At 55.6% G+C, this 22,897-nt stretch carries 19 protein-coding genes, 1 tRNA gene and 2 pseudogenes; 11 read left to right on the forward strand and 11 right to left on the reverse strand.

Going from position 1 to position 22,897, the window contains the following annotated elements; all coding sequences use genetic code 11:
• Positions 1–55 precede the first annotated feature (55 nt).
• Both ROLI_RS06515 and ROLI_RS06520 read right to left on the reverse strand, forming a co-directional pair.
• Complete coding sequence (locus ROLI_RS06515; RefSeq protein ID WP_222869718.1) at positions 56–544, reverse strand: hypothetical protein; 489 nt, start codon at positions 542–544, stop codon at positions 56–58.
• A 229-nt stretch (positions 545–773) separates the two neighbouring features.
• Positions 774–1,307, reverse strand: a complete 534-nt coding sequence (locus ROLI_RS06520; protein WP_187432187.1) for a recombinase family protein — start codon at positions 1,305–1,307, stop codon at positions 774–776.
• 10 nt (positions 1,308–1,317) lie between these two features.
• Between ROLI_RS06520 and ROLI_RS06525 the strand changes: the two genes are divergently transcribed.
• The 3 genes from ROLI_RS06525 to ROLI_RS06535 all read left to right on the forward strand — a co-directional run bounded on the left by ROLI_RS06525 (position 1,318) and on the right by ROLI_RS06535 (position 3,433).
• The gene (locus ROLI_RS06525; RefSeq protein WP_187432188.1) at positions 1,318–1,788 is read left to right on the forward strand and encodes a hypothetical protein; all 471 of its coding nucleotides are present in this window, start codon (positions 1,318–1,320) and stop codon (positions 1,786–1,788) included.
• Positions 1,789–1,913: 125 nt separating this feature from the next.
• Positions 1,914–2,204, forward strand: coding sequence for a hypothetical protein (locus ROLI_RS06530; RefSeq protein WP_187432189.1), 291 nt, complete (start codon positions 1,914–1,916; stop codon positions 2,202–2,204).
• Positions 2,201–3,433: a recombinase family protein gene (locus ROLI_RS06535; protein WP_187432190.1), complete on the forward strand. Its 1,233-nt coding sequence runs from the start codon at positions 2,201–2,203 to the stop codon at positions 3,431–3,433. Before ROLI_RS06530 ends, ROLI_RS06535 begins: the two co-directional genes overlap by 4 nt.
• 293 nt (positions 3,434–3,726) lie before the next feature.
• Here ROLI_RS06535 and ROLI_RS06540 read toward each other — a convergent pair.
• A tRNA-Leu gene (locus tag ROLI_RS06540) sits at positions 3,727–3,810 on the reverse strand.
• 352 nt (positions 3,811–4,162) lie between these two features.
• Positions 4,163–4,997: pseudogene (locus ROLI_RS06545) on the reverse strand (IS3 family transposase); the annotation flags it as partial.
• Positions 4,998–5,536: 539 nt separating this feature from the next.
• Between ROLI_RS06545 and ROLI_RS06550 the strand changes: the two are divergent.
• Positions 5,537–6,064 carry a Hint domain-containing protein gene (locus ROLI_RS06550; RefSeq protein WP_187432191.1) on the forward strand — a complete coding sequence of 176 codons (528 nt, stop codon included), beginning with the start codon at positions 5,537–5,539 and terminating at the stop codon, positions 6,062–6,064.
• Positions 6,065–6,231: 167 nt separating this feature from the next.
• Positions 6,232–6,747 carry a hypothetical protein gene (locus tag ROLI_RS06555; RefSeq protein ID WP_187432192.1) on the forward strand — a complete coding sequence of 172 codons (516 nt, stop codon included), beginning with the start codon at positions 6,232–6,234 and terminating at the stop codon, positions 6,745–6,747.
• A gap of 136 nt (positions 6,748–6,883) precedes the next feature.
• Here ROLI_RS06555 and parE read toward each other — a convergent pair whose 3' ends face one another.
• Positions 6,884–8,842 (reverse strand): DNA topoisomerase IV subunit B, encoded by a 1,959-nt coding sequence (gene parE / locus ROLI_RS06560; RefSeq protein WP_187432193.1) that lies wholly within the window; start codon positions 8,840–8,842, stop codon positions 6,884–6,886.
• 386 nt (positions 8,843–9,228) lie between these two features.
• On the opposite strand from parE, the gene ROLI_RS06565 reads away from it, so the two are divergent.
• Together ROLI_RS06565 and ROLI_RS06570 are read left to right on the forward strand one after the other, a co-directional pair.
• On the forward strand, positions 9,229–9,993 hold the full coding sequence (locus tag ROLI_RS06565; RefSeq protein WP_187432194.1) for a VPLPA-CTERM sorting domain-containing protein: 765 nt from the start codon (positions 9,229–9,231) through the stop codon (positions 9,991–9,993).
• Between the two features lie 328 nt (positions 9,994–10,321).
• Complete coding sequence (locus ROLI_RS06570; protein ID WP_187432195.1) at positions 10,322–10,672, forward strand: hypothetical protein; 351 nt, start codon at positions 10,322–10,324, stop codon at positions 10,670–10,672.
• Here ROLI_RS06570 and ROLI_RS06575 read toward each other — a convergent pair.
• Positions 10,612–11,798: pseudogene (locus ROLI_RS06575) on the reverse strand (IS3 family transposase). The gene ROLI_RS06570 and the pseudogene ROLI_RS06575 overlap by 61 nt on opposite strands.
• Positions 11,799–11,894: 96 nt before the next feature.
• Between ROLI_RS06575 and ROLI_RS06580 the strand changes: the two are divergent.
• On the forward strand, positions 11,895–12,530 hold the full coding sequence (locus tag ROLI_RS06580) for a hypothetical protein (RefSeq protein ID WP_187431222.1): 636 nt from the start codon (positions 11,895–11,897) through the stop codon (positions 12,528–12,530).
• A gap of 603 nt (positions 12,531–13,133) precedes the next feature.
• Here the strand turns inward: ROLI_RS06580 and ROLI_RS06585 are convergent.
• The 3 genes from ROLI_RS06585 to ROLI_RS06595 all read right to left on the reverse strand — a co-directional run bounded on the left by ROLI_RS06585 (position 13,134) and on the right by ROLI_RS06595 (position 16,189).
• Positions 13,134–13,703, reverse strand: a complete 570-nt coding sequence (locus ROLI_RS06585) for a TRAP transporter small permease (RefSeq protein WP_187431221.1) — start codon at positions 13,701–13,703, stop codon at positions 13,134–13,136.
• Positions 13,704–13,755: 52 nt separating this feature from the next.
• On the reverse strand, positions 13,756–15,045 hold the full coding sequence (locus ROLI_RS06590; RefSeq protein ID WP_187431220.1) for a TRAP transporter large permease: 1,290 nt from the start codon (positions 15,043–15,045) through the stop codon (positions 13,756–13,758).
• A gap of 103 nt (positions 15,046–15,148) precedes the next feature.
• Complete coding sequence (locus ROLI_RS06595) at positions 15,149–16,189, reverse strand: TRAP transporter substrate-binding protein (protein ID WP_187431219.1); 1,041 nt, start codon at positions 16,187–16,189, stop codon at positions 15,149–15,151.
• A gap of 165 nt (positions 16,190–16,354) precedes the next feature.
• Between ROLI_RS06595 and ROLI_RS06600 the strand changes: the two genes are divergently transcribed.
• From ROLI_RS06600 to ROLI_RS06610, 3 genes are all read left to right on the forward strand, one after another.
• Entirely contained in the window at positions 16,355–17,821 is a 1,467-nt protein-coding gene (locus ROLI_RS06600; protein WP_187431218.1) for a PLP-dependent aminotransferase family protein, read from the forward strand.
• Positions 17,822–17,965: 144 nt separating this feature from the next.
• The gene (locus tag ROLI_RS06605; protein ID WP_187431217.1) at positions 17,966–19,138 is read left to right on the forward strand and encodes an epoxide hydrolase family protein; all 1,173 of its coding nucleotides are present in this window, start codon (positions 17,966–17,968) and stop codon (positions 19,136–19,138) included.
• A 17-nt stretch (positions 19,139–19,155) separates the two neighbouring features.
• Positions 19,156–20,649, forward strand: a complete 1,494-nt coding sequence (locus tag ROLI_RS06610; protein ID WP_187431216.1) for an aldehyde dehydrogenase — start codon at positions 19,156–19,158, stop codon at positions 20,647–20,649.
• Between the two features lie 364 nt (positions 20,650–21,013).
• Here the strand turns inward: ROLI_RS06610 and ROLI_RS06615 are convergent, their stop codons facing one another.
• Together ROLI_RS06615 and ROLI_RS06620 are read right to left on the reverse strand one after the other, a co-directional pair.
• Entirely contained in the window at positions 21,014–22,153 is a 1,140-nt protein-coding gene (locus ROLI_RS06615; RefSeq protein WP_262386590.1) for an alpha-hydroxy acid oxidase, read from the reverse strand.
• Positions 22,153–22,896: an SDR family oxidoreductase gene (locus tag ROLI_RS06620; protein WP_187431214.1), complete on the reverse strand. Its 744-nt coding sequence runs from the start codon at positions 22,894–22,896 to the stop codon at positions 22,153–22,155. Before ROLI_RS06620 ends, ROLI_RS06615 begins: the two co-directional genes overlap by 1 nt.
• Between the last annotated feature and the right edge of the window lies 1 nt (position 22,897).

The raw sequence follows: 22,897 nt of genomic DNA on the forward strand, positions 1-22,897 counted from the left end.
ATGGGCGCTGCGACTGCAGCATTGGGACCACCCAGTGGACGGCGGCTTTGGGCCGTTAGTGATAAAAATTTTGCGGCTCTGGCAATTGCGATTCCAGTCGCTTTAACTGCAACGATGTGTGGTCGGCAGCAGCGAAGTAAGCTTCAAGTTCGTCAATCTCCGAGCTGTCCGGTTTCGGCGCAGATGACTTGAAATGATCGAGAAACGATCCCCCCGCACGCTCAACGCGCAATATTTCCTTCTGCTCACTGGAAAAATGCAAACCTAACCCCAACTTTGGCCCATTTCGCAAATTGTGGTTCCGCCAAATGTCGCGCGTCGCCTGACACTTCATCTGAAGCGTGGCAAAATTCCGCTCGACACCTGCTTCGATTTCCTGCCGCCTAAAACGAAGCGCGTTCGTCTCGGAGGCCCTGGCTGCGTTAAGCGCTGCCTTCATTGACCTGCGGTCAATAAGCCAGAACGCAACACCAAGTGTCGCAATGACGGCTGTGTATAATTCCAAAGGGTTTGCGAAAAAAAGGTTCTGAACAGTCTCTAACATTGCGGTTTTCTCTGTATAGCGTCAGTTTTAAAATAGCTGCTACAATATGTGGTGTTCTGGTCGTCTGTTTTCAACCACAGGGGTTAATCCACGAGTTGCGCGAAAATGCTCCGCCTATTTTCAACGGCGACGTTGGCGGACTGCAGTGCAACATTGCCTCGCATCGGCCAACGTCGGTTAGCGGCCTGGATTGGCTAATCACAAACTGCTCGCCGAAATGACGAAGAGCTCAACGGGGTATAGGATATTCTAGCCCAAGTCGGTGAAAACGGCGTTGCAACGTAAGTCGAGATACGCCCAATTGCGTCGCAACATAGCGGCATGGCAATGTCGCCTGAACCATCCAGTCGTAGGCATCGCGGATGACTTCCGGTGTAAGCTGTGTCGGGCGGCCTAGCTGAACGCCGCGTTTGCGGGCAGCTTGCATCCCTTCCTTAGTCCTGCGCGAGATGATCCGCCGTTCGTATTGCGCAAACGACGCCACCATTGTGTAGAACAGCTCTCCCTCGGGAGTGCGCGTATCGACATTGAGCGACAGGATGCTGAAATTCACCCCGCGCTGGCGCAACGCCTCTGCGGTCAACATCGCATCAATTGAACTTCGAAAAGCCCGGTCGAGGTCCTGAACAATGAACGTGTCCCCCGCTGACAGGTCATCAAGCAGCGCCTCGAACACAGGTCGATCTGCTGCAACGGCAGAAACATATTCAACATGCAGCGCGTCACACTCGGCTTCGAGTTGAACCGTTTGGCGGTCCGTCATCTGCGACGTTGTGGAAAAGCGTGTAGCGGAATACGCCCATGCCTATGCCCGCAACGAACGGTTCGACGCCATGCGTGCCGAGAAGATCATCCGCGACATCTATATTGCCATACGAGGCCAGTCGATGAACCAGACACGTGAGGGTTTGAAAGCGGCGGAAGACAACCTGCCGGACATTGCTCGAACGCGGGCGCTGGAATGCGCCGAGAGCATCGGAGGGTTGATCCAGAAAGCCCCGACGCAACCGTTTTACAAAGCTTACGACCGCGCGGCAGTGACGCTGGCGGGTGAGTTCGGGATCACGCAGGTCGGTGCGAAGGAGTTGATGAAGGACGTCTTCGAACAGCATAATGGCAAAGAGCTTTATGCCCACGGAAAGCAGCTTGAAGAGCAATTCCACGTCCCCGTGCGTGAGGCCGCGCGAAATGCCCGAAAGGCAGAGCAGCAGCCGTCTCACAGCCAAATGCAAAGCCGTGGCTGACGGGCGCAGCAACTCAAAGTTGAAAAAAGCTTGCCATAAAACGACTTACGTGTCTTTATGTTCTCCCTTTGTTCGAAATTATGGAGAGGACGGCGAGGAAACAGACAATGACGACAGGAGGCATTATGCCCGTAACACAACCCATATCAGCAGCACCCGCCACCCGGCAGGCTGCGCATCCGAAGCTTCATCTCAACTGGGAGGACTGGTTGCCAATGATGGAAGACGAAGACATCCCGGAGGATCAGAAACGCGCGTTCATTGAGGCGCTCTGGTCGATCACGGTCGCCTTTGTTGATGTTGGCTGGGGATTGAGCACGGAAGCAGAAATCTGTGGACAAGATCTAGATCTGACCGCTGCCCTCCGCTCAGCCGTGTTAAACTCACAGTCACAGCCGGAAAAGGAGGATCTATGACCGAGACACCCCAAAAAGCATTGATCTATGCGAGGGTCAGCAGTCGAGCGCAATCGCTTGAAGGCCACGGGCTACAATCGCAAGAAAGCAGGTGTCGCGATTATGCTGCTGCCAAAGATTACGAGGTCGTGGCGGCCTTCCCGGACACCATTATGGGCGGCGGCGACTTCATGCAGCGCCCCGGCATGAAGGCCTTACTGGCCTACCTCGATGCACAACCGGATGAAAACTTCGTTGTTATCTTCGACGATCTGAAATGTTTAGCCCGTGATACACGGGCGCATTTGGATCTCCGAGAGGCATTCCGCAATCGAGGAACCACGATTGAATGTCTGAACTACAGGTTCGATGATTCATTTGAGGGCGAGTTTGTTGAGACAATTTTAGCGGCTCAAGGCGCATTGGAGCGCAAACAAAACGGGCGACAAGTCGCGCAGAAAATGAAGGCGCGGATGCAGTCTGGCTATTGGATTCATAATCCGCCGATTGGATATCGTTACGAAACGATCAAGGGGCGCGGCAAGGTGCTGATCGCGAACCCGCCGTTCGACGATATCATCCGCGAAGGGTTTGAAGGCTTTGCATCCGGGCATTTCCAGACTCAAGCCGAGGTGAAGCGCTTCTTTGAGAGCTTCCCTGACTTCCCTCGTAACAAAGCAGGCGTGGTCGCGCAGCAGCGGGTGACAGACATTCTGACCCATCCTGTTTATACTGGCCACATCTGCTCTGAGACCTACGGCATTTCTTGGCTCAAGGCGCAGCACGTACCGCTGATCTCGCTGGAGACCTTTGACAAGGTGCAGGCACGCCGCAACGGCACCGCAAAAGCGCCACAGCGCAAGAACATTGGGGACGCCTTTGCCTTACGCGGCATGGTCGTCTGCGCTTGTTGTGATGTTCCACTGCGATCTTCGATCACCAAAGGCAATGGTGGGTCTTACCCGTATTATCTGTGCCAGACAAAATCTTGCGACGCCTACGGAAAATCCATTAAGCGGGACGTGCTGGAGGATGAAGTCGGCGAGATCATCAAGGCGTTACAGCCGACGGCAGGCCTGATTAAGCTGGCCACGGCCATGTTCCGCCATGCATGGGCGGCACGTCGGGATCAGGCGCAAGGCATCCTGCGTAATGGCAAACGCCAGATCATTGCGTTAGATGAGGAGATTGCCACCGTCCTCGACCGCATCATGGCTGCGAGCAACGCAACGGTGATCCGTACCTATTAGGACAAGATTAGTAAGCTGGAGCGTGAGAAAGCAATTCTAGGCGAGAAACTAGCAAACCGGGTCGAACCACAGGGCAGCTTCGAGGAAAAACTAGAACCTGTCCTCACATTCCTCTCAAACCCTTGGAAAATATGGGAAACGGATGGACCATCGCGGATTTTTTTACGCAGAACCGTGCTAAAACTGGCCTTTGCAGACCGCATCCAATACTGCCGGATTGAGGGAGCTAGAACCCCGCAAATAGCGTTACCGTTCAAGGTGTTAGGGGGTATGTCAGACCTTAAGGTCGTATGTGGTGCGGGCGAAAGGACTTGAACCTTCACTCCGTGAGGAACTGGTACCTAAAACCAGCGCGTCTACCATTCCGCCACGCCCGCACTTGGGACGGTCCATAGCGAGCAGATCGCCTAGGTGCAAGGGTCTGCTGTTGATCTCTTCAGCCAGATTGAAGGCTTCATTGATTAACTCTGCTTCTCTTGAGTAGGCTGCGTCGTGCATACAGAAGGCTGCGAGTCTCGCTTCAGCTTGGCTGTAGTCCGTCTTCAGCAGGGCGCACATGTCGAACGCGTAGGCTGCTTTCTCCCAGTAACTCTTGCAGGTCTGGCGGGGGAGTTCCTTGAAGTTCACGTGAAACCTCGTTCGCAGTAAGGGTCAGGACGCCCTGCGTGTTCAGCTGCCGCGCAGTCGTTCTGAACCGCTCCTTGTTTGCGGGAAGCTGATTACTTCATGTCATGCGACCATATCTAATGTGTGGCGCTGCGCATAATACCTCTCTTCTGCTTCTGCTGGTGGGATGTATCCGATGGGTTCCAGCAGGCGGTGATTGTAAAACCAGTCGACCCATTTGAGCGTTTCCCATTCGACCGAGGCAATGGTTTTCCAGGACCCCAGGCGATGGATGACTTCGGCTTTGTAAAGGCTGTTTATTGTTTCGGCTAAGGCATTGTCATAGAAATCACCGACAGTGCCAACCAAGGGCTCGATCCCTGCGAGGGCCAACCGCTCGGTATATCGAATGGACAAATATTGCCCCCCACGGTCGGAGTGATGAACGAGACCACCTGTGTGAGCTGGACGACGATCATGCCGCTTGCTCCAAAGCATCCAACACAAAGTCCGTTTTCGGTGAACTCGAAACGCGCCAGCCTACGATCTTGTCGGCAAATGTATCGATGATAAAAGCCACATAGATGAAGCCTTGCCACGTTGAGACATAAGTGAAATCGCTGACCCAAGGCATATTTGGCGCAGGCGCTCGGAACTTCCGGTTTACCTTGTCTTTTGGGCATGGCCGGCTTTTGTCTGGCAGGGTCGGTTTCTTCACCTTTTCCGCGAATTATCCCATGGATATCAAGGTGTTTCATCAACGGGCCACAGTGCAGCGGGCGATGTTGAATCCCTCCCGTTGCAACTGATGCCAGGTTTTTCGAATGCCATAGACTTCATTGTTCTCTTTCCAAACACGTTTGATCTCAGGGCTCAGATCCGCGTCCCGTTTGGCACGATCGGACGCCAAGTCTGGGTTTTTGAGGATCGCAGCATGCGCATAAAACGTTGATTGGGCGCCGGTGATGCAATTGAGACAGCCCTGCGATGCCCTGCAAAACAACACACGATCCGACATTGGCAGCGTGTCTTCGGCGCGGGCACGCACCTCGGCCGAAAACCGGTTTGCTCTGTTACTTTTTCCATAGGCTCCATCCATACTTAGCTTGGAGCCTCCGGCAAACTGGGGGCGGCTCAAACTGACAATGCCATTCGTCAATTACTCTTTTTGCCGCAACAACGGTTGCTGCGGGCGTTTATCTAATGCGCTGTCGGGTATGTCTGGGAAAAGGAAAAGCCCAAGCTAAAAAGCTCAGGCTTTACTGTGGTTTATGATACTAAGTCGAAGGTGGGTTATAGGAAATGGTGGTACCTAAATCTGGTGCGTCTACCAATTCCGCCACACCCGCACGTCTCAACCAGGCCAAACACCTGCTTAGGCGGTCATTAGCAAACACTGAGGCGCCCTGCGCGCGGAAAAAAAATTTCTGCTCATTAAGAAGATTTTATCCAAATTTGCCGACAAGCATGAGGGAGGTTTGAAAAGGATTTGACCGCATGACGCCTAAAACTGCCGGATATGTCGGCGCATCTGCGCGCGTTTTGAGGGAGAATACATGCTGTGCTCCCTCGCTGGCAGGGTTGGTTTGCGGTGCGCACGTTTTGACGCCTTATGGCGAACAATCGGTTGATAGTCTGCGCGTTGGACAATCTCTGATCAGCCGCGACCGCGGTCCGGTCCGTATCAGGAAGATCGAAGTGGTCAGCCTGGTGACACATCTCATTTACATCATTGCCGGTTCAATTGGACACACCCGAATGGACCGCGATGCGATGCTGACGGCCCAGCAAACCGTTTTGCTGCGCGATTGGCGGGCACGGGCGTTATTCGCAAAACCGGCTGCGTTGGCCCGCGCCAAGGCGCTGGTGGACGGTGAATACGTGCGTAACCTTGGTCAATATCCGGTGACAGTGCACCGCATATATTGTGATGCCCCACAGGTGATTTACGCGGATGGGTTGGCGTTGGGCACGGCGGATGCAACGGCCAATACATTGCAAAAGACACGCTCAGCTTCGAGGTGAATCTGAGCCCTGGGGTTTTCCGCGCATACATTTTTATGGCTGTTCGGGGCTGAAGGAAAGCACGGTTTTCACGGGGCGCAGGGTCCCCGGCGGGCGAGGCCCGAGGCTGGATTTTAATTCAGAGTTTGATAATTTCAACTCATAATAAATTTTGGAAAGGCAGAGCATTGGTTTCAGACGGCTTTGAAAATTTCGCGAACGCTGCAATTGGCCTCTCTGCGTTTGCAGGAGCGGCGGTTGCGTTTTTTGGCCTTTCCGAATGGAAACAGCAAAGGAAATGGGACAAAAACCACGATTTGGCGCACCGGTACTTGCTGGCTATTTTTGAGTACCGGGATGCAATTTCCGGCGTTCGAAATCCCGGAATGTTCGCCTACGAAATGCCAGAACCGGATGGTGACACACTTCAAAACATGTCCGATGATCAAGTGAGGTTCTACGGGATACAAAAGGCATACCAAAATAGATGGGATAAGGTCACCGATGCCAACAAGAAGCTGTATCCGATCCAGCTTGAAGCGGAGGCTTATTGGGGCGCGGTGTCGAAGGACCTATTTCGCGCGCTAAGAGAGTTGGAGATTGAATTACAGTCGAATATTACGACTTTTCTTAGGGCAAGTAACCCGGATAACTTGGGTCCAATGCGAGCAGCGGCCGATAGACGATTGCAAAAACGAAGATAGGTTATGTATGGGCTGGCCTTTGAGTATGCCGACGAAGATGATGTTTTCGCCGATGACTTCAAGGACGCGTTAATGCGCCTTGAAGATTTTTTTGAGACCGAAACTTGGCGGGGTTCAGTGACTAATTTGGGGTCACTCAAACATCCAACTCCTCCACAAACTTCGCGTTCTCCTGAATGTACTGATACCGCAGTTCCGGCTTTTTCCCCATCAACCGCTCCACCAGATCACTGGTCTCTCCCGGCATGTCCTCGTCAATCGATACCCGGATCAGTTTGCGCGTCGCGGGGTCCATGGTGGTCTCTTTCAGATCCTTGGCGTCCATTTCGCCAAGACCCTTGAAGCGGGAGACGTCGATCTTGCCCTTGCCGCCGAGGCCTTTTTCCAGCCAGGTGTTTTTCTCTTCCTCATCCAGGCAATAAACACGGCGCGGTCCCTGGGTCAGGCGGAACAGGGGCGGGCAGGCCAGATAAAGGTGTCCCGCGTCGATCAACGGGCGCATTTGCGTAAAGAAAAACGTCATCAGCAGGGCGGCGATATGGGCACCGTCCACATCCGCATCGGTCATGATGATGATCTTGTCATAACGCAGATCATCGAGGTTGAAGCGGGTGCCCATGCCACATCCCAGCGCCTCGCAGAGGTCCGAGATTTCCGCGTTGGTGCCGAGTTTCGAGGAGGCCGCGCCCAGCACGTTGAGGATTTTGCCCTTGAGCGGCAGCAGCGCCTGAGTCTTGCGATCTCGCGCGCCCTTGCCCGATCCGCCCGCAGAATCGCCCTCCACGATGAACAACTCCGTGCCGACGCGGTCTTTGGAGGTGCAATCGGTGAGTTTACCGGGCAGGCGCAGCTTTTTGGTGGCCGATTTGCGCGCGGTCTCTTTTTCCTGACGGCGGCGCAGGCGTTCTTCGGCGCGCAGCACCAGAAAATCGAGGATGGCCCCGGCGGATTTAGTGTCGTTCGCCAGCCAGTTGTCGAAGTGATCACGCACCGCCCCTTCGGTCATCTTGGCGGCGGCCTCGGTGGAGAGGCGGTCTTTGGTTTGCCCGACAAAGGCGGGTTCGGCGATGAAACAGGAAACCAGCGCACAGCCGCCAGAGGTCAGGTCTTCGCGGGTGATTTGCGTGGCTTTTTTGGTGTTGGAGAGTTCCCCGTATGCTTTGATGCCCTTGAGGATCGCAGCCCAGAAGCCCGCAACATGGGTGCCGCCTTCGGGCGTGGGGACCGTGTTGCAGTAGGATTGGATGAACCCGTCGCGCGAGGGTGTCCAGTTGATGGCCCATTCGACCTTGCCCGGCTGGCCGAATTTCTCTTTGAAATCGACCGTCCCGGCGAAGGGGTTTTCGGCATAGGTGGTCGCCTTGCCCAATGTTTCGCGGAGGTAATCGGACAGGCCGCCGGGAAAGTGGAAGGTGGCCTCGGTCGGGGTGTCGCCGTCCTCGATATGGGATTTCCAGCGGATTTCGACGCCTGAAAACAGGTAGGCCTTGGAGCGGATGGAATTGAACAATCGCGCGGGTTTGAAGCGGTGAGAGCCAAATATCTGCTCATCCGCATGGAAAGTGACAGTGGTGCCGCGCCGGTTCGGGGCCGCGCCGATCTTCTCGACGGGACCCAGGGGCAGACCGCGCGAGAAGCGTTGCTCATAGAGCTCCTTGTTGCGCGCTACCTGCACGACCATCGAATCGCTGAGCGCGTTGACCACGGAGGCCCCGACACCGTGCAGACCGCCGGAGGTTTCATAGGCCGAGCCGCCGAATTTACCGCCCGCATGCAGCGTACAAAGGATGACCTCCAGCGCGGATTTATCGGGGAATTTCGGGTGCGGATCGATCGGGATGCCGCGCCCGTTGTCGCGAATGGTGATGGCATAGTCTGCGTGCAATTCGACCTCGATCCGGTTGGCGTGCCCGGCAACGGCTTCATCCATAGAGTTGTCGAGCACTTCGGCGACCAGATGGTGCAAGGCGCGCTCATCCGTCCCGCCGATATACATGCCGGGGCGTTTACGTACAGGCTCCAACCCCTCGAGTACCTCAATGGAGGAGGCGTCATAGGTGGCTGCGTCCGTATTGGAGAGCAGGTCATTGGACATTGTGGCTCGTACCTCGTTTTATGGGTTGGTGCGGAGTATGGCAGAGGCGGCAGGAGGGGGGAAGACACGGTGCGCGGTTGAATTCAAACGAATCATTCCCGGACCGCGGCGTCTTTGCCGGGGCGTGTTGGGCGAATGACGTGAAAACCGCACGGACAAAGGAGGCGGGTTTGAGATTTCCCTCTTGAGAAGAGTATTTTCTAGTATTGCGAGAAATTTTTCAGAAAATTGCGAAATAGGCGATTTTTTGCCTGTAATTTGCATAAAAATGTGGCATGGAGATCACACAAGGCTGGCAATGGTTTTTTATATGCCGGACGGGGGGGCGACTGCGCGCGCAAACAACCAACAATATGCGCGCGATAACAATAGTAAGGAAAGATTAAATGATTTTTAATACTGTGAAGACAGGGGCGGTTGCGGTGGCACTCTCTGCGGCGCTGTTTCTGGGCGTAAAGGCCGAAGCCGCGACAGCGACACCTTATGCGGGGTCCTATGAGGCGACAAACGTAAATACGGGCGGCAATGACCACACGGTTTGGCTGCCGGGTCTCTTTGGTTCTGCAGCAAGCGCCTATTGGCAGTTTGTTGGCGGCGCTGGCGATTTCAAAGTAGGTGCGGGCAACGCAACGGCCTCACTGAACGGTCTTATTGACAATAACAGCAATTCGAGCCTGCAACTTGACCTTGCGGTGGAATATACTCTGCTGAGCCCGAATGCTCCCGGTGGTGGCGGTACAAAGAACGGTGGTTTTGCTTCCGGTCTGTCTGCTGCAGCTAAAGACGCGCTGAAGGACACTTGGTCTTATTTTGACATCAAATCGGCGACCCTGACCGGTGTTGGCGCATTGGCAGGCTTGAAATTGTCGTTGACCCCTTACCCGCTTGACCCCAAAGAAATCCCTTTCCAGTTGGGTGAGAGCGCAAACGATAAAAACCAAGGTCTTGGCGGTGCCGGTTGGTTCACCTGGAACATCGATTCACAGGCGACCGGTGGCAATTTCGTTGCACAGGCGAATGGTAGCTCAAACAAACATGGCGACATTAACATCAACATCGCCCCCGTGCCACTTCCAGCGGCAGGCCTGATGTTGCTCGTCGGTTTGGGCGGTCTGGGTGCTTTGCGTGCGCGGAAAAATAAAACAACCTGATTGAAATTTCAGTCTGAGAAAAGCCCGCCCTCCGTGGCGGGCTTTTTGTTTGGGGATTAGAGATGGTATTTTGGTTCCAATCGGTGATGGGCTCTGTCGGGCGGCACGATCGGATAGCCTGCGGCTTAGCGCATTGAGGTGCGCGCCCGGGCGTCTAACAAATTCCCCCACTTTAGATCCGGTTTGGAACTCTCTGCGCCATGGCAGATTAAAGTTTGTATCTGGCGCAGGGTCATGCAAAAAATTGGTCTCATCAGTTTAGCACGTCAACGGGTATGGCATTCAGAGTAATAACACGTCGGGTTCACTTGCGAGGCGTGTTGAAAACTTGGTCCTTGCGGTTGCTGAGTTTTCATCTCGCATTCGCGTTGGTCTTTTCATTGGTCATATCGCCGGTCTTTTTAATTCTCGTTTTTTATTCCCGCCTGCGTTCATCTTCACTTTTGAACTCTGGTTGCTGAGCATGTCCGAATGGCTTGCTGCTTTTCCCTTCATCGCGGTTCCAGGGGTATTTGGCGGGCTGGGTGTCTGCATCATCTTTATCGCACTTAGATTTCTGCGTATGAATTGGAACATTGCCGAATTGAGCAGCCCCACTTGGGTGGTCCAGTTTGAAAATTATTGCATGATTGGCGTTTGGTCCATCGGAACGATGGCCTCTGGCGCAGGTGGGCGGTAGCCCAGAGCACTATGTGGTCGTTTTGTGTTGTAATGGTTCCTCCATCTTTCAATAATAATCTGTGCTTCCCGCAGCGAGTAGGAGATTTCGCCGTTCAACAATTCATCACGCATTCTTCCGTTGAAGCTTTCGCAGTATCCGTTTTCCCACGGTGACCCAGTCTCGATATATGTAGTCTTTGTTCCAACCTTTGCCCGGCAGGCGATGCAAAGCATCGCTGAGAGGGGGCCTTGATCCAATCCCTGACAACCTCAGCAATAAACTCAGGGCCGTTATCAGACCTGATGTAGGCAGGAACACCGAGCAGGATGAACAAGTCCGTCAGGGCGTCGATGACCTCGGTCGAATTCAACTTGCGCTTCACCCGGATCGCTAGACATTCCCTGCTGTGCTCATCCAAGATGTTGAGCGTTCTAAAGGCTCTGCCGTCGTCGGTTCGGTAATGCACGAAGTCGTATGACCAGACGTGATTACGATACTCGGGACGCAGCCGCACACAGGAACCATCATTGAGCCAGAGCCGTCCCTTCTTTGGTTGTTAACGTCGTTTCGTGAAACGACGGAATTGGCACTTTAAGCACCTCACGCCGCCAAAGCCGTTCGACACGTTTGTCGTTCACCTGCCAGCCTGCATCTCTCAACAGGGCCGCAATCCGACGGTAGACATATCGACCAAATTGGCGCGTCAATTCGATCATATCCGCGACCAAGCGTTCTTCGTCAGCGCGTCCACGTGGCAATCGGCGCTGTGTGGATCTGTGCTGGCACAGAACGCGGCAAACACGTCGCTCAGAAACCTTGAACCGACTACGCACATGATCGATGCAGACCCGCCTACGCGAGGGGCTCAGAAGTTTCCCGATACGGCCTCCTTCAAGATCAACTTGTCCAACGTCAGCTCAGAAACCGCACGCCTAAGGCGCTCGTTTTCTTTCTGTAGCCGCTTCAGTTCCTTGAGTTGTTCCGTGCCCATTCCGTCATACTTCTTCTTCCAGCGATAATAGGTTTGTTCAGTCACGCTGATCTGTCTGATTGCGTCAATCCGAGGCATGCCTTGCCCCATCAGAACTTCAACCTGCCGTAACTTCACGACAATCCCTTCGGGCTTGGGTCTCTTAATGGCCATCTCTGGTCCTCCGTTTTCCTAACTATAGGGGCGGACCACTTCAATGGGGGAGGCTCAGTATTTGTCGACCTCTGTGGCTTGCAAGCCTACCCCATCATGCTCATGGGAAACACCCGCCAGTCTTCGCGTTCACCGACCAGACTTACGCCGCTGCGTGAACTTGTGGACGGTTACGATGGCCTGCTCTGTGATATCTGGGGTGTCGTACACAATGGCGTTGCCGCTTACGGCGACGCTGTTGATGCATTGTGCAGGTTTCGCGCCAGTGGTCGCTTGGTCATCCTGATCACAAATGCGCCACGATTATCCAAAGACATTTATCCGCAACTGGCGTGGCTTTACGTTCCGAGCAATGCCTATCATACGGTCATCACCTCGGGTGATCTGACCGTGGCACGTATCTCAGAACGCTCCGATGCGCCGGTGTTTCACTTTTGTCCTGAACGCGACCGGTCCGTTTCTGAGGGTTTGACGAACCCGACTTTGGAGTTGGCAGCCGCTCGGATCTGCCTGCTGACAGGCCCGCTTGATGACGCGATTGAAACTGCGGATGTCTATCAGGACATCCTGTCGGACATGGGCGATAAGGCGGTGGAAATGATCTGCGCGAACCCTGATCTGGTTGTGCGCAGTGCAGATCGGATGGTGATCTGTGCCGGATCAATCGCGCGGCTCTACTCGGAAATGGGCGCAAGTGCGGCGACAGATCGGTTTGTAACCCACCAGAAGTAGCGCGGATGAACATTTGCTTTTGTGAACTGCGCTGCAACGCCAAATGAGCGATGCTGCCCCAGCGACGTAATTCTGCGTCAGCATGAGCCGTGCCAGCAAAAAGCGGCTCTGTCGGCTTCTTTCCCGTTGCTTTCCAGTCCAGCGAGGGGCGGTTTTCCTGACCGCACAGGGCTTCTCGCCTCAGCTTCCAGCCTTGGACGTTCGAGAAAGCAGTTCTTTTTATTGGCACCAAGTGGCGTCAGAAAGTCGAGAGGCGTGTCGCTCACTTCAACGCATTCCTGGCTTGGGGCGGCTCCCATCACGGTTCCGCGCAATCACCAGCGTTTGTCAGTCTTCGCTCTCTGGGGGGAGCGCCCTGGTTGCGTAGGTACGTGTACGACAGGAGCACGAAAACCAGATTGCGGATCATAGGGGAGTTAAGAATGCCTAGGAATTCCGCCACTGGGGCAGCGCAACAAGGACTGGTTTGGTGTGCTTGAATGAGACCAGAGCTGAAGCCTGTTTGATGGATCGAAAGCGGTCGTTGGTTTTTGGCTGCGATCTCGGTCTGTAACGCGGTACTTTTCGTCGTTTGCTGTGTCTGTGCCATCGCGCACTTTGGGGTTATTGCGCGATGTGCTCGTCCAGGTCTCCGGCTTGCTTATAGGTGCCTGCCTTGAGTTTAACGGTGTCTTCAATGATGGAGGCCAGTGCCGCGATGCTGACCAAAAACCCCGAGATTGGAACAATCGCGATGGCATATTTCTTGGGCATGTAATTTGGCTTGAAGACGAAACCGCCGTCTTCCCAGGCGAAATACCACATTTCCCAATATTTTCCGCCCATCGTCTGTACTGCCTCTATGCCGTAGATGATCATGATGAGGCCCAGCCCAAAAATGACCAGTGACCAGAATTGTTGAACGGCAAAGGCGGCCTTTGTCGGCAACCATGTATAGACGAGGTCGAGCGCGATATGATCACGGTCCCGCACGGTCAGGGCGAGGGCCAGAAAAACCAGCCAGATGTTGCTGAGAACGGTCAGAAGGTCCCCCCACACGGGCGGATTCAAAAAGACATAGCGCATCACGACCGAATAGACGGTAAAGGCGACCATCAGGAACAGGAAGATGGCGCAAAAAGCGGTCAGGATGTGGCGGACCATACGGTCGATGAAGACTGCGGCAGAAAACATCAGGCTGCTCCTTTTTGCGGATCATGGAGGATGGGCTGGTTTGAGACCTGCATCATTGTGAAAACCCCAAGAGGCGTGGCAGAAACATGGTGATATCCGGCACGACAATCAGTACGAACAACAACGCGAACAGCGCGACGAGATAGGGCAACATCGCCAGCGCGACTTTCTCAAGTCGGACCTTGGCAATTGCGCCCGCGGTGAAGAACGCCACGCCAACGGGGGGTGTCACCGAGCCGATCAGAAAGCCGACGACGACAACCAAAGCGGCCTGCACATCGGCATATCCGGCCTTGACCATCACATCGACCAGCACCGGTCCCACCACGATGATGTTGGCCGCCGAGTCCATGACCATGCCCAGCAAGCAGATGAACAGCACCAGAACCAGCGCGAATAACAGCGGGTTGTAGGTATATCCCAGCAGCCATTCCTCAAGCTCGCCAATGGCACCAAGCGAGGTCAACAGCCAGCTGAACGGGCCAGAGGCCGCGATGATGATGAACACCATGGCCGAATTGCGAAAGGCGCGCACAAAGGCGCCTTTGCAATTGTCCCAAGTGATCGTGCGGTAAACAAACAGCCCGACAAAAAGGGCGATGGTGGCGGTCAGCGCACCGGCCTCCACCACGCCTGCGATGCCAAATACGACGGACCCGACAAGCACGATGGGAATGAGCAACGCGAAGGAGGATTTATAGCCGACAACGGCGAGCGCCTTGAGGCTGAACGGTTCTTCGCTGCGCTCAAAGTTGTGCTTGCGTGCAATGATGTTGTTGATGATCATCAACAAAAGACCGATCAGCAGGCCGGGTATAATGCCGCCCGCAAACAACGCGCCCACCGAAATTCCGCCCGCATTGGCCAGCACGATCATCATGATGGAGGGTGGGATGATACCACCAATGGTGGAGCTGACAGCGGTGATGGCGGCGGCAAAGGCGGGCGGGTATCCGGCCTTTTTCATCGAGGGGATCATCAGTGACCCGACCGTTGCCGTGTCCGCCACGACCGACCCGTTCATGCCTGCAAAGAACATCGAGACAAGCACATTGGCCTGCGCCATGGACCCGCGCATCCGGCCAATCAGCCGCTTGCTGAGTTCGACCAGACGGTCGGTGATGGTCGCGCTGGTCATCAACTCGCCCGTCAGCATGAAGAATGGAATGGCGGTCAAGGGCACCGAGTCGATGGCGCTGAACATCTGGGAAGGGATCAGGATCATCGGTGCAGCATCGGTGATCAGGATATAGACCACAGGGATCAGGATCATGGTGAACCCGACAGGTGCGCCCAACATGATGAGCAGCACCAGAATGATCAAAAGCGCGACGCTTTCCATGCAGGACAATCCTATTTGGTGGTGTGATCCAAAAGATCAGTTGATGTGACAAAAGGTGGCGCGGGACAGAACCGCACCACCTGAGTTTTTAAGCGTCAAAGGCTTAGAGCGCGCCTGCTTCTTCCAACTGCGCGATGAAGCTGGTCATGCCCTGTTCTTCCAGAACCCGGCGGGCGGTTGCGGGATCAAAGCTGCCCTTGGCATTCAGCCATGCATCGATTGCCCCCGCGCGCCACAGCGTCATTTCCTCATCGCTGGGAACGTACCATTCTGTGATGGAGGCTTTGATTTCCGCCTCGCCTGCTTCAACCCATGCGCGGTCAAGCTCTTGCACTTTCTGGCCAAAGGCTTCGGCTGCGGTGTGGAGCCATTCGCGTTCCTGCTCGCTTAGCGCATCATATTGGCGCTTGTCGATGGACAGTTGGTTGCCGGACCAGGAGCCGCCGATTTCGGTGAAATACTTGGCAACTTCATGCAGCTTGGCAACGTGCTGCCAAGGGGTTGCAACATATTGACCGGAAACCACACCGGTTTGCAGGCCCTGATACAGTTGCGACCAGTCATAAGGCACCGGCACCGCACCCCAGTTTTTGACCAGGGTATATTCAATCGGGCTCTTGGTGACGCGCCATTTGATGCCTTTCATGTCATCGGGGACGTGAACGGGACCATGCGCATTGCCAAGCTGGCGGAAACCACCGCTGGAATAGACCGTCAGGCAGACGTGGCCTGCTTCTTCGGCGGCGATGTCGCATTGCTGTTTTGCCAGCCATTCCGACGAGATCCGGTCCGCGTCTTCGATGCTTTTGAAGATATAGGGCAGATCAAAAATCGCCAAAGCTGTGCCAAAATTGCCGAAATTCGCCGTTGAGCTGGTCCAGAGCGCCAGAAGGCCCTGATTGGCCTGTTCGCCGCAGGATTGTTCTGAACACAGGGACCTGCGGTAATGGGGTTCAATTTTCAGCTGGCCGCCTGACACCTCTTCCAGAGTTGGAATAAGCGCCTGATCAATGGCATCACCGATTGGCATCCCCAAAAAGCCAACAGTTCCCAACTTCAGGACTTTTTCGGCCATGGCCGTTTGCGCCATGAGCGCGGTTGCCGATGCCAGGCACAGAACCTTGCATATGGATTTTATCCGCATTTTTTTGTCTCCCATAAAACTCTATTTTCTTGACCGCATCTTTCACGGCGCCCTTGTCCAAAGAAAGTGACAGATCGCTCGAATGAAGGGGACAGATCGGATTGGACCTGACACTATTGCCCCGATCAGAATAGATTTTCGGATCATTGCATAAGGAGACCTTGGGTGAGTTCCACGACGCCTAGATTTTTGAAACTGCCCGAAAAATCCAGCCTCAGCCTGCGCGATCAAATCTGTGAAGTGGTCAGCGCGGCGATCATGTCAGATGCGCTGGCCCCTGACCGCCCCCTGCCGTCATGTCGGGAGTTGGCAGAACAGTTCGGGGTCTCACGAAACACCGTTTTTGCAGCCTATAACCGATTGGTTGATCTGGAATTCCTGGTGTCGCGCAACCGGTCGGGTTATTTTGTGAACCCGCAGATGGCGGCTTCACAAAACGCGCAGAGCGAAAACGAGGCCCTCAAACCGGGTCCGCAGCCTTGCCCCGTCAGCTTTCCACCCAACAACCTGATGCCTGTGCTCAACCCGCTGGATTGGAACGCATACCCCTATCCGTTCATCTATAATCAGATCGACCCCGATTTGTTCCCGGTTGATGGCTGGCGCGAATGCACGCGCCAGGCCCTGGGGCGCAAGACGATGCCCGTCTGGGCCAGCGATTCCGTCGAAAGCGACAGCCCGCAACTGATCCAGCAACTACGCCAGCGATTGCTGAACATCCGCGGGATTTATGCCGAGGAAGACGAAATCCTGATCACGCTTGGCTCGCAAAACGCACTCTTCATTCTGGGCTCGATCTTTGCGCATACGGGCAAACCAGTGGCTCTTGAGGACCCCGGATTTTTTGGCGCACGCAATGCATTCCGCATGGCCGGAAGCGAGTTGGTGGGCGTGCCCATTGACAGCGACGGTCTGATCCCTGCGGCGCTCCCGCCTGAGTGTCAGTTGGTCTTTACCACGCCCAGCCACCAATTTCCGACGATGGTCACGATGAGCGAAAAGCGCCGTCGTGAATTGCTGGCCGCTGCGGATGAAAAGGACTTTCTGATCATCGAGGACGACTACGAAGCCGAGATGAACTATGTCGCGAAATCCTCGCCTTCAATGAAGTCGATGGATGAGACGGGACGTGTGATCTATGTGGGAAGCCTGTCAAAAACGATATCACCGGGCATTCGGCTTGGGTTCATCGTGGCGCACCGTGACATCATCAAAGAGGCGCGTGTCGCCCGTGGCGTGATGATGCGCCATCCGCCAACCATTGTGCAGGAAATTGTCGCGCTGTTTTTTCAACTGGGCCATTATGATGCCCATCTGCGCAATATCGAGCGGCGCTATAAAACCCGCTGGCACGCGATGGATGCGGCCCTGACGAAACATTTGGGGATGTTGACGCGCACCGCTTCCGAAGGGGGGACGTCCTTTTGGCTGACCGCGCCGAAAGGGTTTGATGGTGCCGAGCTTGCAGCGCGGCTTGAGCGTAAAGGCGTGCTGATTGACAGAGGGCGCGATTATTATCTGAACTATGACAACAACCGCAGTTTCAGGCTTGGGTTTGCCTATGTTCCGGTCTGTGACCTTGAAGACGGGGTGAGGATTATCGCCGATGAGGTCACAGCTTTGATGGGCTGATTGCGGGTGGCGGAAATTGAACTGTCCCCTCGAAACCGCGCACCTGTCTCTCCCCGCAAGCGTCATTTCCCAGTTAACTAAGCAGGTAGAACGCTGCTGCTTTGCCACTCCATTGTGGGCAAAACAAGTCAAGGAAATGATGCTTTGAAAGACCGTCTTAAATGCGATCCGGCTGTGAAACCCTTTCAGTTTCACGTCTCTGACGATGCCTTGCAGGACATTCTTGCACGCGTCAAAACCTATCCCTGGCATGAAATGCCCGACGATGGTGGCTGGGACTACGGCACCAACATGGGCTACCTCAAAGAGCTCTGCGCCTATTGGGTCGACGGGTTTGACTGGCGCGCGCAAGAGGCCAAAATCAACAGTTTCTCGCAGTTTACCGCGCCCGTTGACGGCATCGACATGCACTTTATCTGCGAACAAGGCAGCGGCCCCGACCCGATGCCCCTGATGATCAGCCACGGCTGGCCCGGCTCAGTGGCTGAGTTTTACGAGCTGATTGAACCGCTGGCCCATCCCGAACGCTTTGGCGGCAATGTCGCGGATGCCTTCACCGTCATAGCACCTTCCCTGCCGGGTTTCGCATTTTCAGGCCGACCCCCACGCCCTTACGGCCCGCGCAAGATGGCGGGCGTTCTCAATTCCCTGATGAGCGACACCTTGGGCTTTGACAGCTATCTCGCCCAAGGCGGTGACTGGGGCGGTGCGATCTGTTCGTGGCTCGGGTTTGACCACGCGCCGGCCTGCAGCGCGATCCACATCAACGTGCTGACGATGCGCCATCCGGGTGGCCCGCAAACCCCCGAAGAGATCGCATGGGATGCGCAGTTTGAACGCGATCAGATCATGCAAAACGGCTATCGTACGCAGCAGGCCACCCGACCCCAGACGCTGAGCTACGCAATGATGGACAGCCCAGTGGGCATCGCGGCATGGCTTGTGGAGAAGTTCCACGATTGGTCCGACGTGCCGGTGGGTGGCATTGAACAGGCCCACAGCAAAGACGAATTGCTGACCAATATCATGATCTACATCACCACGGGCACGTTCAACACGGCCTCGTGGATCTATTACGGCAGACGCGAAGAAGGCGGGCGTATCCTGTCGCCGACAGGCGCGCGCGTCGAGGTGCCAACGGGTTGCGCGGTGTTTCCCGCTGAAATGCTGCGCTGGCCGCCGCGCTCTTATGCGGAACGTATCTACAATATCCAGCACTGGTCCGAGATGCCACGCGGCGGTCATTTTGCCGCGATGGAAGAGCCACAGATGTTGCTGGAAGACATTCGAACATTCGCGCGCAGATTGCGCCGCTAACCTGATGGAGCCCCCTTATGACCCTCACGCACGCCGAATACAGCCAGATTGGCGCCAAAATTTCTCCAAATGGGCAAGCCTTTATTGATGGCGCGTTTTGCGATGCCGCAGATGGGACAACCTTTGAAACGACAAACCCTGCCACGGGCGATGTTCTGGCGCGTGTCGCGCATTGCAAGGCCGCGGATGTGGACCGCGCCGTCAAAGCGGCCCGGCGTGTGTTCAACGATGGCACCTGGTCACGCGCGGAGCCGGAGCACCGCAAGGAGGTTTTGCTGAAAGTCGCGGCCCTTGTGCGCGAACACGCCCATGAATTGGCCGTGCTGGAAAGCCTTGATACCGGTAAAACGATCAACGATTGTATGGATGAAATCGGCGGCGACGTGCCTAATTTCTTTCAGTGGTACGGCGAGTTGGCCGATAAGACCTTTGGCAAAATCGCCCCCACCGGCCCCGGTGCACTCGCGCTGATCACCAAGGAACCCGCAGGTATTGCAGGTGCGGTCCTGCCATGGAATTTCCCGCTGGTGATGGCCGCATGGAAAATCGCACCCTCCCTTGCTGTTGGCTGTTCCGCCATCATCAAACCTGCGGAACAAACGCCGCTGAGCGTCATACGCCTTGCCGAACTGATGCAAGAGGCTGGCGTTCCGGACGGTGTGATTAACATCCTCCCCGGTTATGGCGAAACCGCAGGCCAGGCCATCGGTCTGCACAATGACATTGATACGGTCTCTTTTACCGGCTCCACGGAAGTGGGCCGAATGTTCATGCGCTATTCCGGGGACAGTAACCTCAAGGGTGTCGGGCTGGAAATGGGCGGCAAAAGCCCGTTTATCGTCTTGGATGACGCCGTGCTTGATGATGATTTGATCGAACATGCCGCGATGTCGGCGTTCTGGAACGGAGGCCAGAATTGTTCTGCCAACATGCGCCAGCTGGTTGCAGCCCCTTTGGTTGAAGAATTCACGGGCCGTATCATCGAGCGGGTCAAGGCCTTCAAGCTGGGTGATCCGTTGGACCCTGCGACCGACATCGGCTCAATGATCACGAAGGATCACAAGAGCATGGTGATGGAATACATCCAGTCCGGCGTGGATGAGGGCGCAAAGATGGTGACGGGCGGGGGCAGCGATCTGCCGGGGTATTTCATCGAGCCTACCGTCTTTCAGAACGTAACCCCGAGCATGAAAATCGCGCGCGAAGAGATTTTCGGCCCGGTGCTTGGGATCATGCCATTCGAGACCGCAGAGCAGGCCTTGGCCGTTGCCAGTGATACCGAATACGGGTTGCATGCCTCTGTTTTTACGCAAGATATTGACAAGGCCATTCACATGGCGCGCGCATTACCCTGCGGCACAGTTTCTGTGAATGGCTTCTCCGAGGGGGATATCAAAACGCCGTTTGGTGGCTATAAGCAATCTGGATCGCTTGCCCGCGATAATGGTACGGAAGCGCTGGAGCAGTATCTCCAGACGAAAACGATCTGGATACAAACAAAACCCGGATGATCCAGTTGGTTTACCGCTTCAGTCTCCGACCAAACTGGCGCGGTCTCGTTGGACGGTTCATATTGCAAGTGTTCGGCCAGACGAAGACCCAAAGAAGGTTCGCAGCGTTGCACAATTGAACGCAAAGTTCGGCCCTTTGGGGGCTTATCCTGGGCGGTTTTGCGATGTGGTTTCAGGCGATTTCAGAATTTCGTTGTTTAGCACATTGAAGCGCATAAATTCTTATAACCCCGCCCAGGTCAGGTTGGTGTTGAAAACCGCCTTGGTCCGTGATCGACAGTGGCGGTTGGTATCGGCCGGTGAGCATTGATGAATTTGGTGTGTTCCCGGCCATGTCATAGGATCCATTGTTCCGCGAAAGGTTCTACCGGAATGTGCTGAGTTCCGAAGGGCCGACATCCTCGAAAGATGGCACACCGAGTTGACCCAAAGCGCGGATCAATTCCAGTTGTAAAATCTCAAAAGCGCGCTCGGCTCCGGCTTGCCCGCCTGCACCCACGCCATATGCAAAAGCCCGACCGGAAAACGCAAAATCTGCGCCGAGCGCTTTGGCCCGCACTATATCCGCACCACGGCGAATGCCGCTGTCGAGAATGATTTTCATACGTCCAGCGACGGCGTCGGCAATGGTTGGAAGCGCTTGGATGGTGGATGGCCCGAAGGCAACCTGCCGTCCGCCATGGTTTGACACAACGATGCCGTCACAGCCCAGTTGCACGCATTTTTCGGCGTCTTGCGGATGCAAGATGCCCTTGACCAACAGCTTGCCTTTCCACCGTGCGCGCAGGGCTTTCAAGTCATCCCACGTGAAACCCGGCGTGATCAGAGTCTTCTGGACGTCGGCATAGGACGTGGCGCTTTGCAAAAGGTCGGCATAGTTGGCCACATTGGGGATGCCATGGCGCAAACTCGTCAGCGCCCAACGCGGCTTGGCCATGCATTGCAGCACAACTTCGGGCGTGAAGCGGAAGGGCACAGCGAGCTGGTTGCGGATGTCGCGGTCGCGTTTGCCTGCGGCGGGCACATCGGCGGTGACCATGAGTGTGGTGTAACCCGCTGCCTCGGCGCGCGCGATCAAGCCTTCGGACACGTCTGCATCGCTTGAGACATAGAGCTGGAACCAGCCGTTCCCGTTTGCGGCCTCGGCCAATTGTTCCAGCGTGGTGGAGGCGGCGGAGCTGGCGACGTAAGGGATATTCCGCGCCTTGCACAGCTTTGCCAGCGTCAGGTCGGCACCGGGCCAGAAGGCGTTGAGCATGCCGATTGGTGCCATGCCAAAAGGCGCATCAAAGGTTCGCCCGAACAGCGTGGTCTCGATGTCGATCTGTGAGACATCCATCATATAGCGCGGCGTAAGCTCGACCTCTTCAAAAGCTTCGCTGTTGCGGCGCAGATTGCGTTCATTTTCCGCGCCGCCATCGACCAGATCGAAGGCGAAACGTGGAATCCGCCGTTTGGCCCGAAGTCGCAGATCGTTAATCGAAGCGGCGCGCTCCAATCCCATCAGATTGACCATCCGCCATCGACAGCAAAGGCCTGACCCGTGGTAAAGGCCGACAGGTCCCCTGCGAGGTAGCAGACCATGTCTGCGATTTCCTCTGGCTGGCCGAGCCGACCCATGGGCTGGCGTTCCTTGAATGCGGCAAGCGCTTTGTCAAAATCGCCCGTTGCAGCTAGCCGCTCATTCAGGGAAGGGCTTTGCACTGTTCCGGGGCAGATCGCGTTGCAGCGGATGCCATCCTTGACGAAATCCGCTGCGATGGCCTTGGTCATGCCGATGATCGCCGCTTTCGACGCGCCATAAGCAAAGCGGCGCGGCGCGCCCTTTTCGCTGGACACGATGGACGCGATATTGATGATGGATCCGGATCCGCCGTCGAGCATCCCCGGTAGCACGGCCTTGGTAATGCGGTACGTCGCCTTTGCGTTCAGGTCAAAGGCGCGGTCCCAATCGGCACTGTCGCAGTCCAAGATTGTCCCGTCATGCACCCATCCGGCGCAGTTTAGCAGGATTTGCACGGGCGCAACTGAGGCGACAAGCGCGGTGACCGCCGCATCATCCAGCACGTCCAGCGGATAGCCGGTTACATTGGACGATGTTTGCGCCAGGGCCTCCACAGCCGCGCCGTCGATATCGGTGGCAATCACCTGCGCCCCGCGTGCGGCCAATGCCTCTGCGCTGGCGCGGCCAATGCCGTTTGCCGCTGCTGTAACCAGCGCGGTTTTGCCTTTAAGTGTTTGTTCCATT

It is taken from the genome of Roseobacter fucihabitans, from assembly GCF_014337925.2.
GTDB lineage: Bacteria > Pseudomonadota > Alphaproteobacteria > Rhodobacterales > Rhodobacteraceae > Roseobacter > Roseobacter fucihabitans.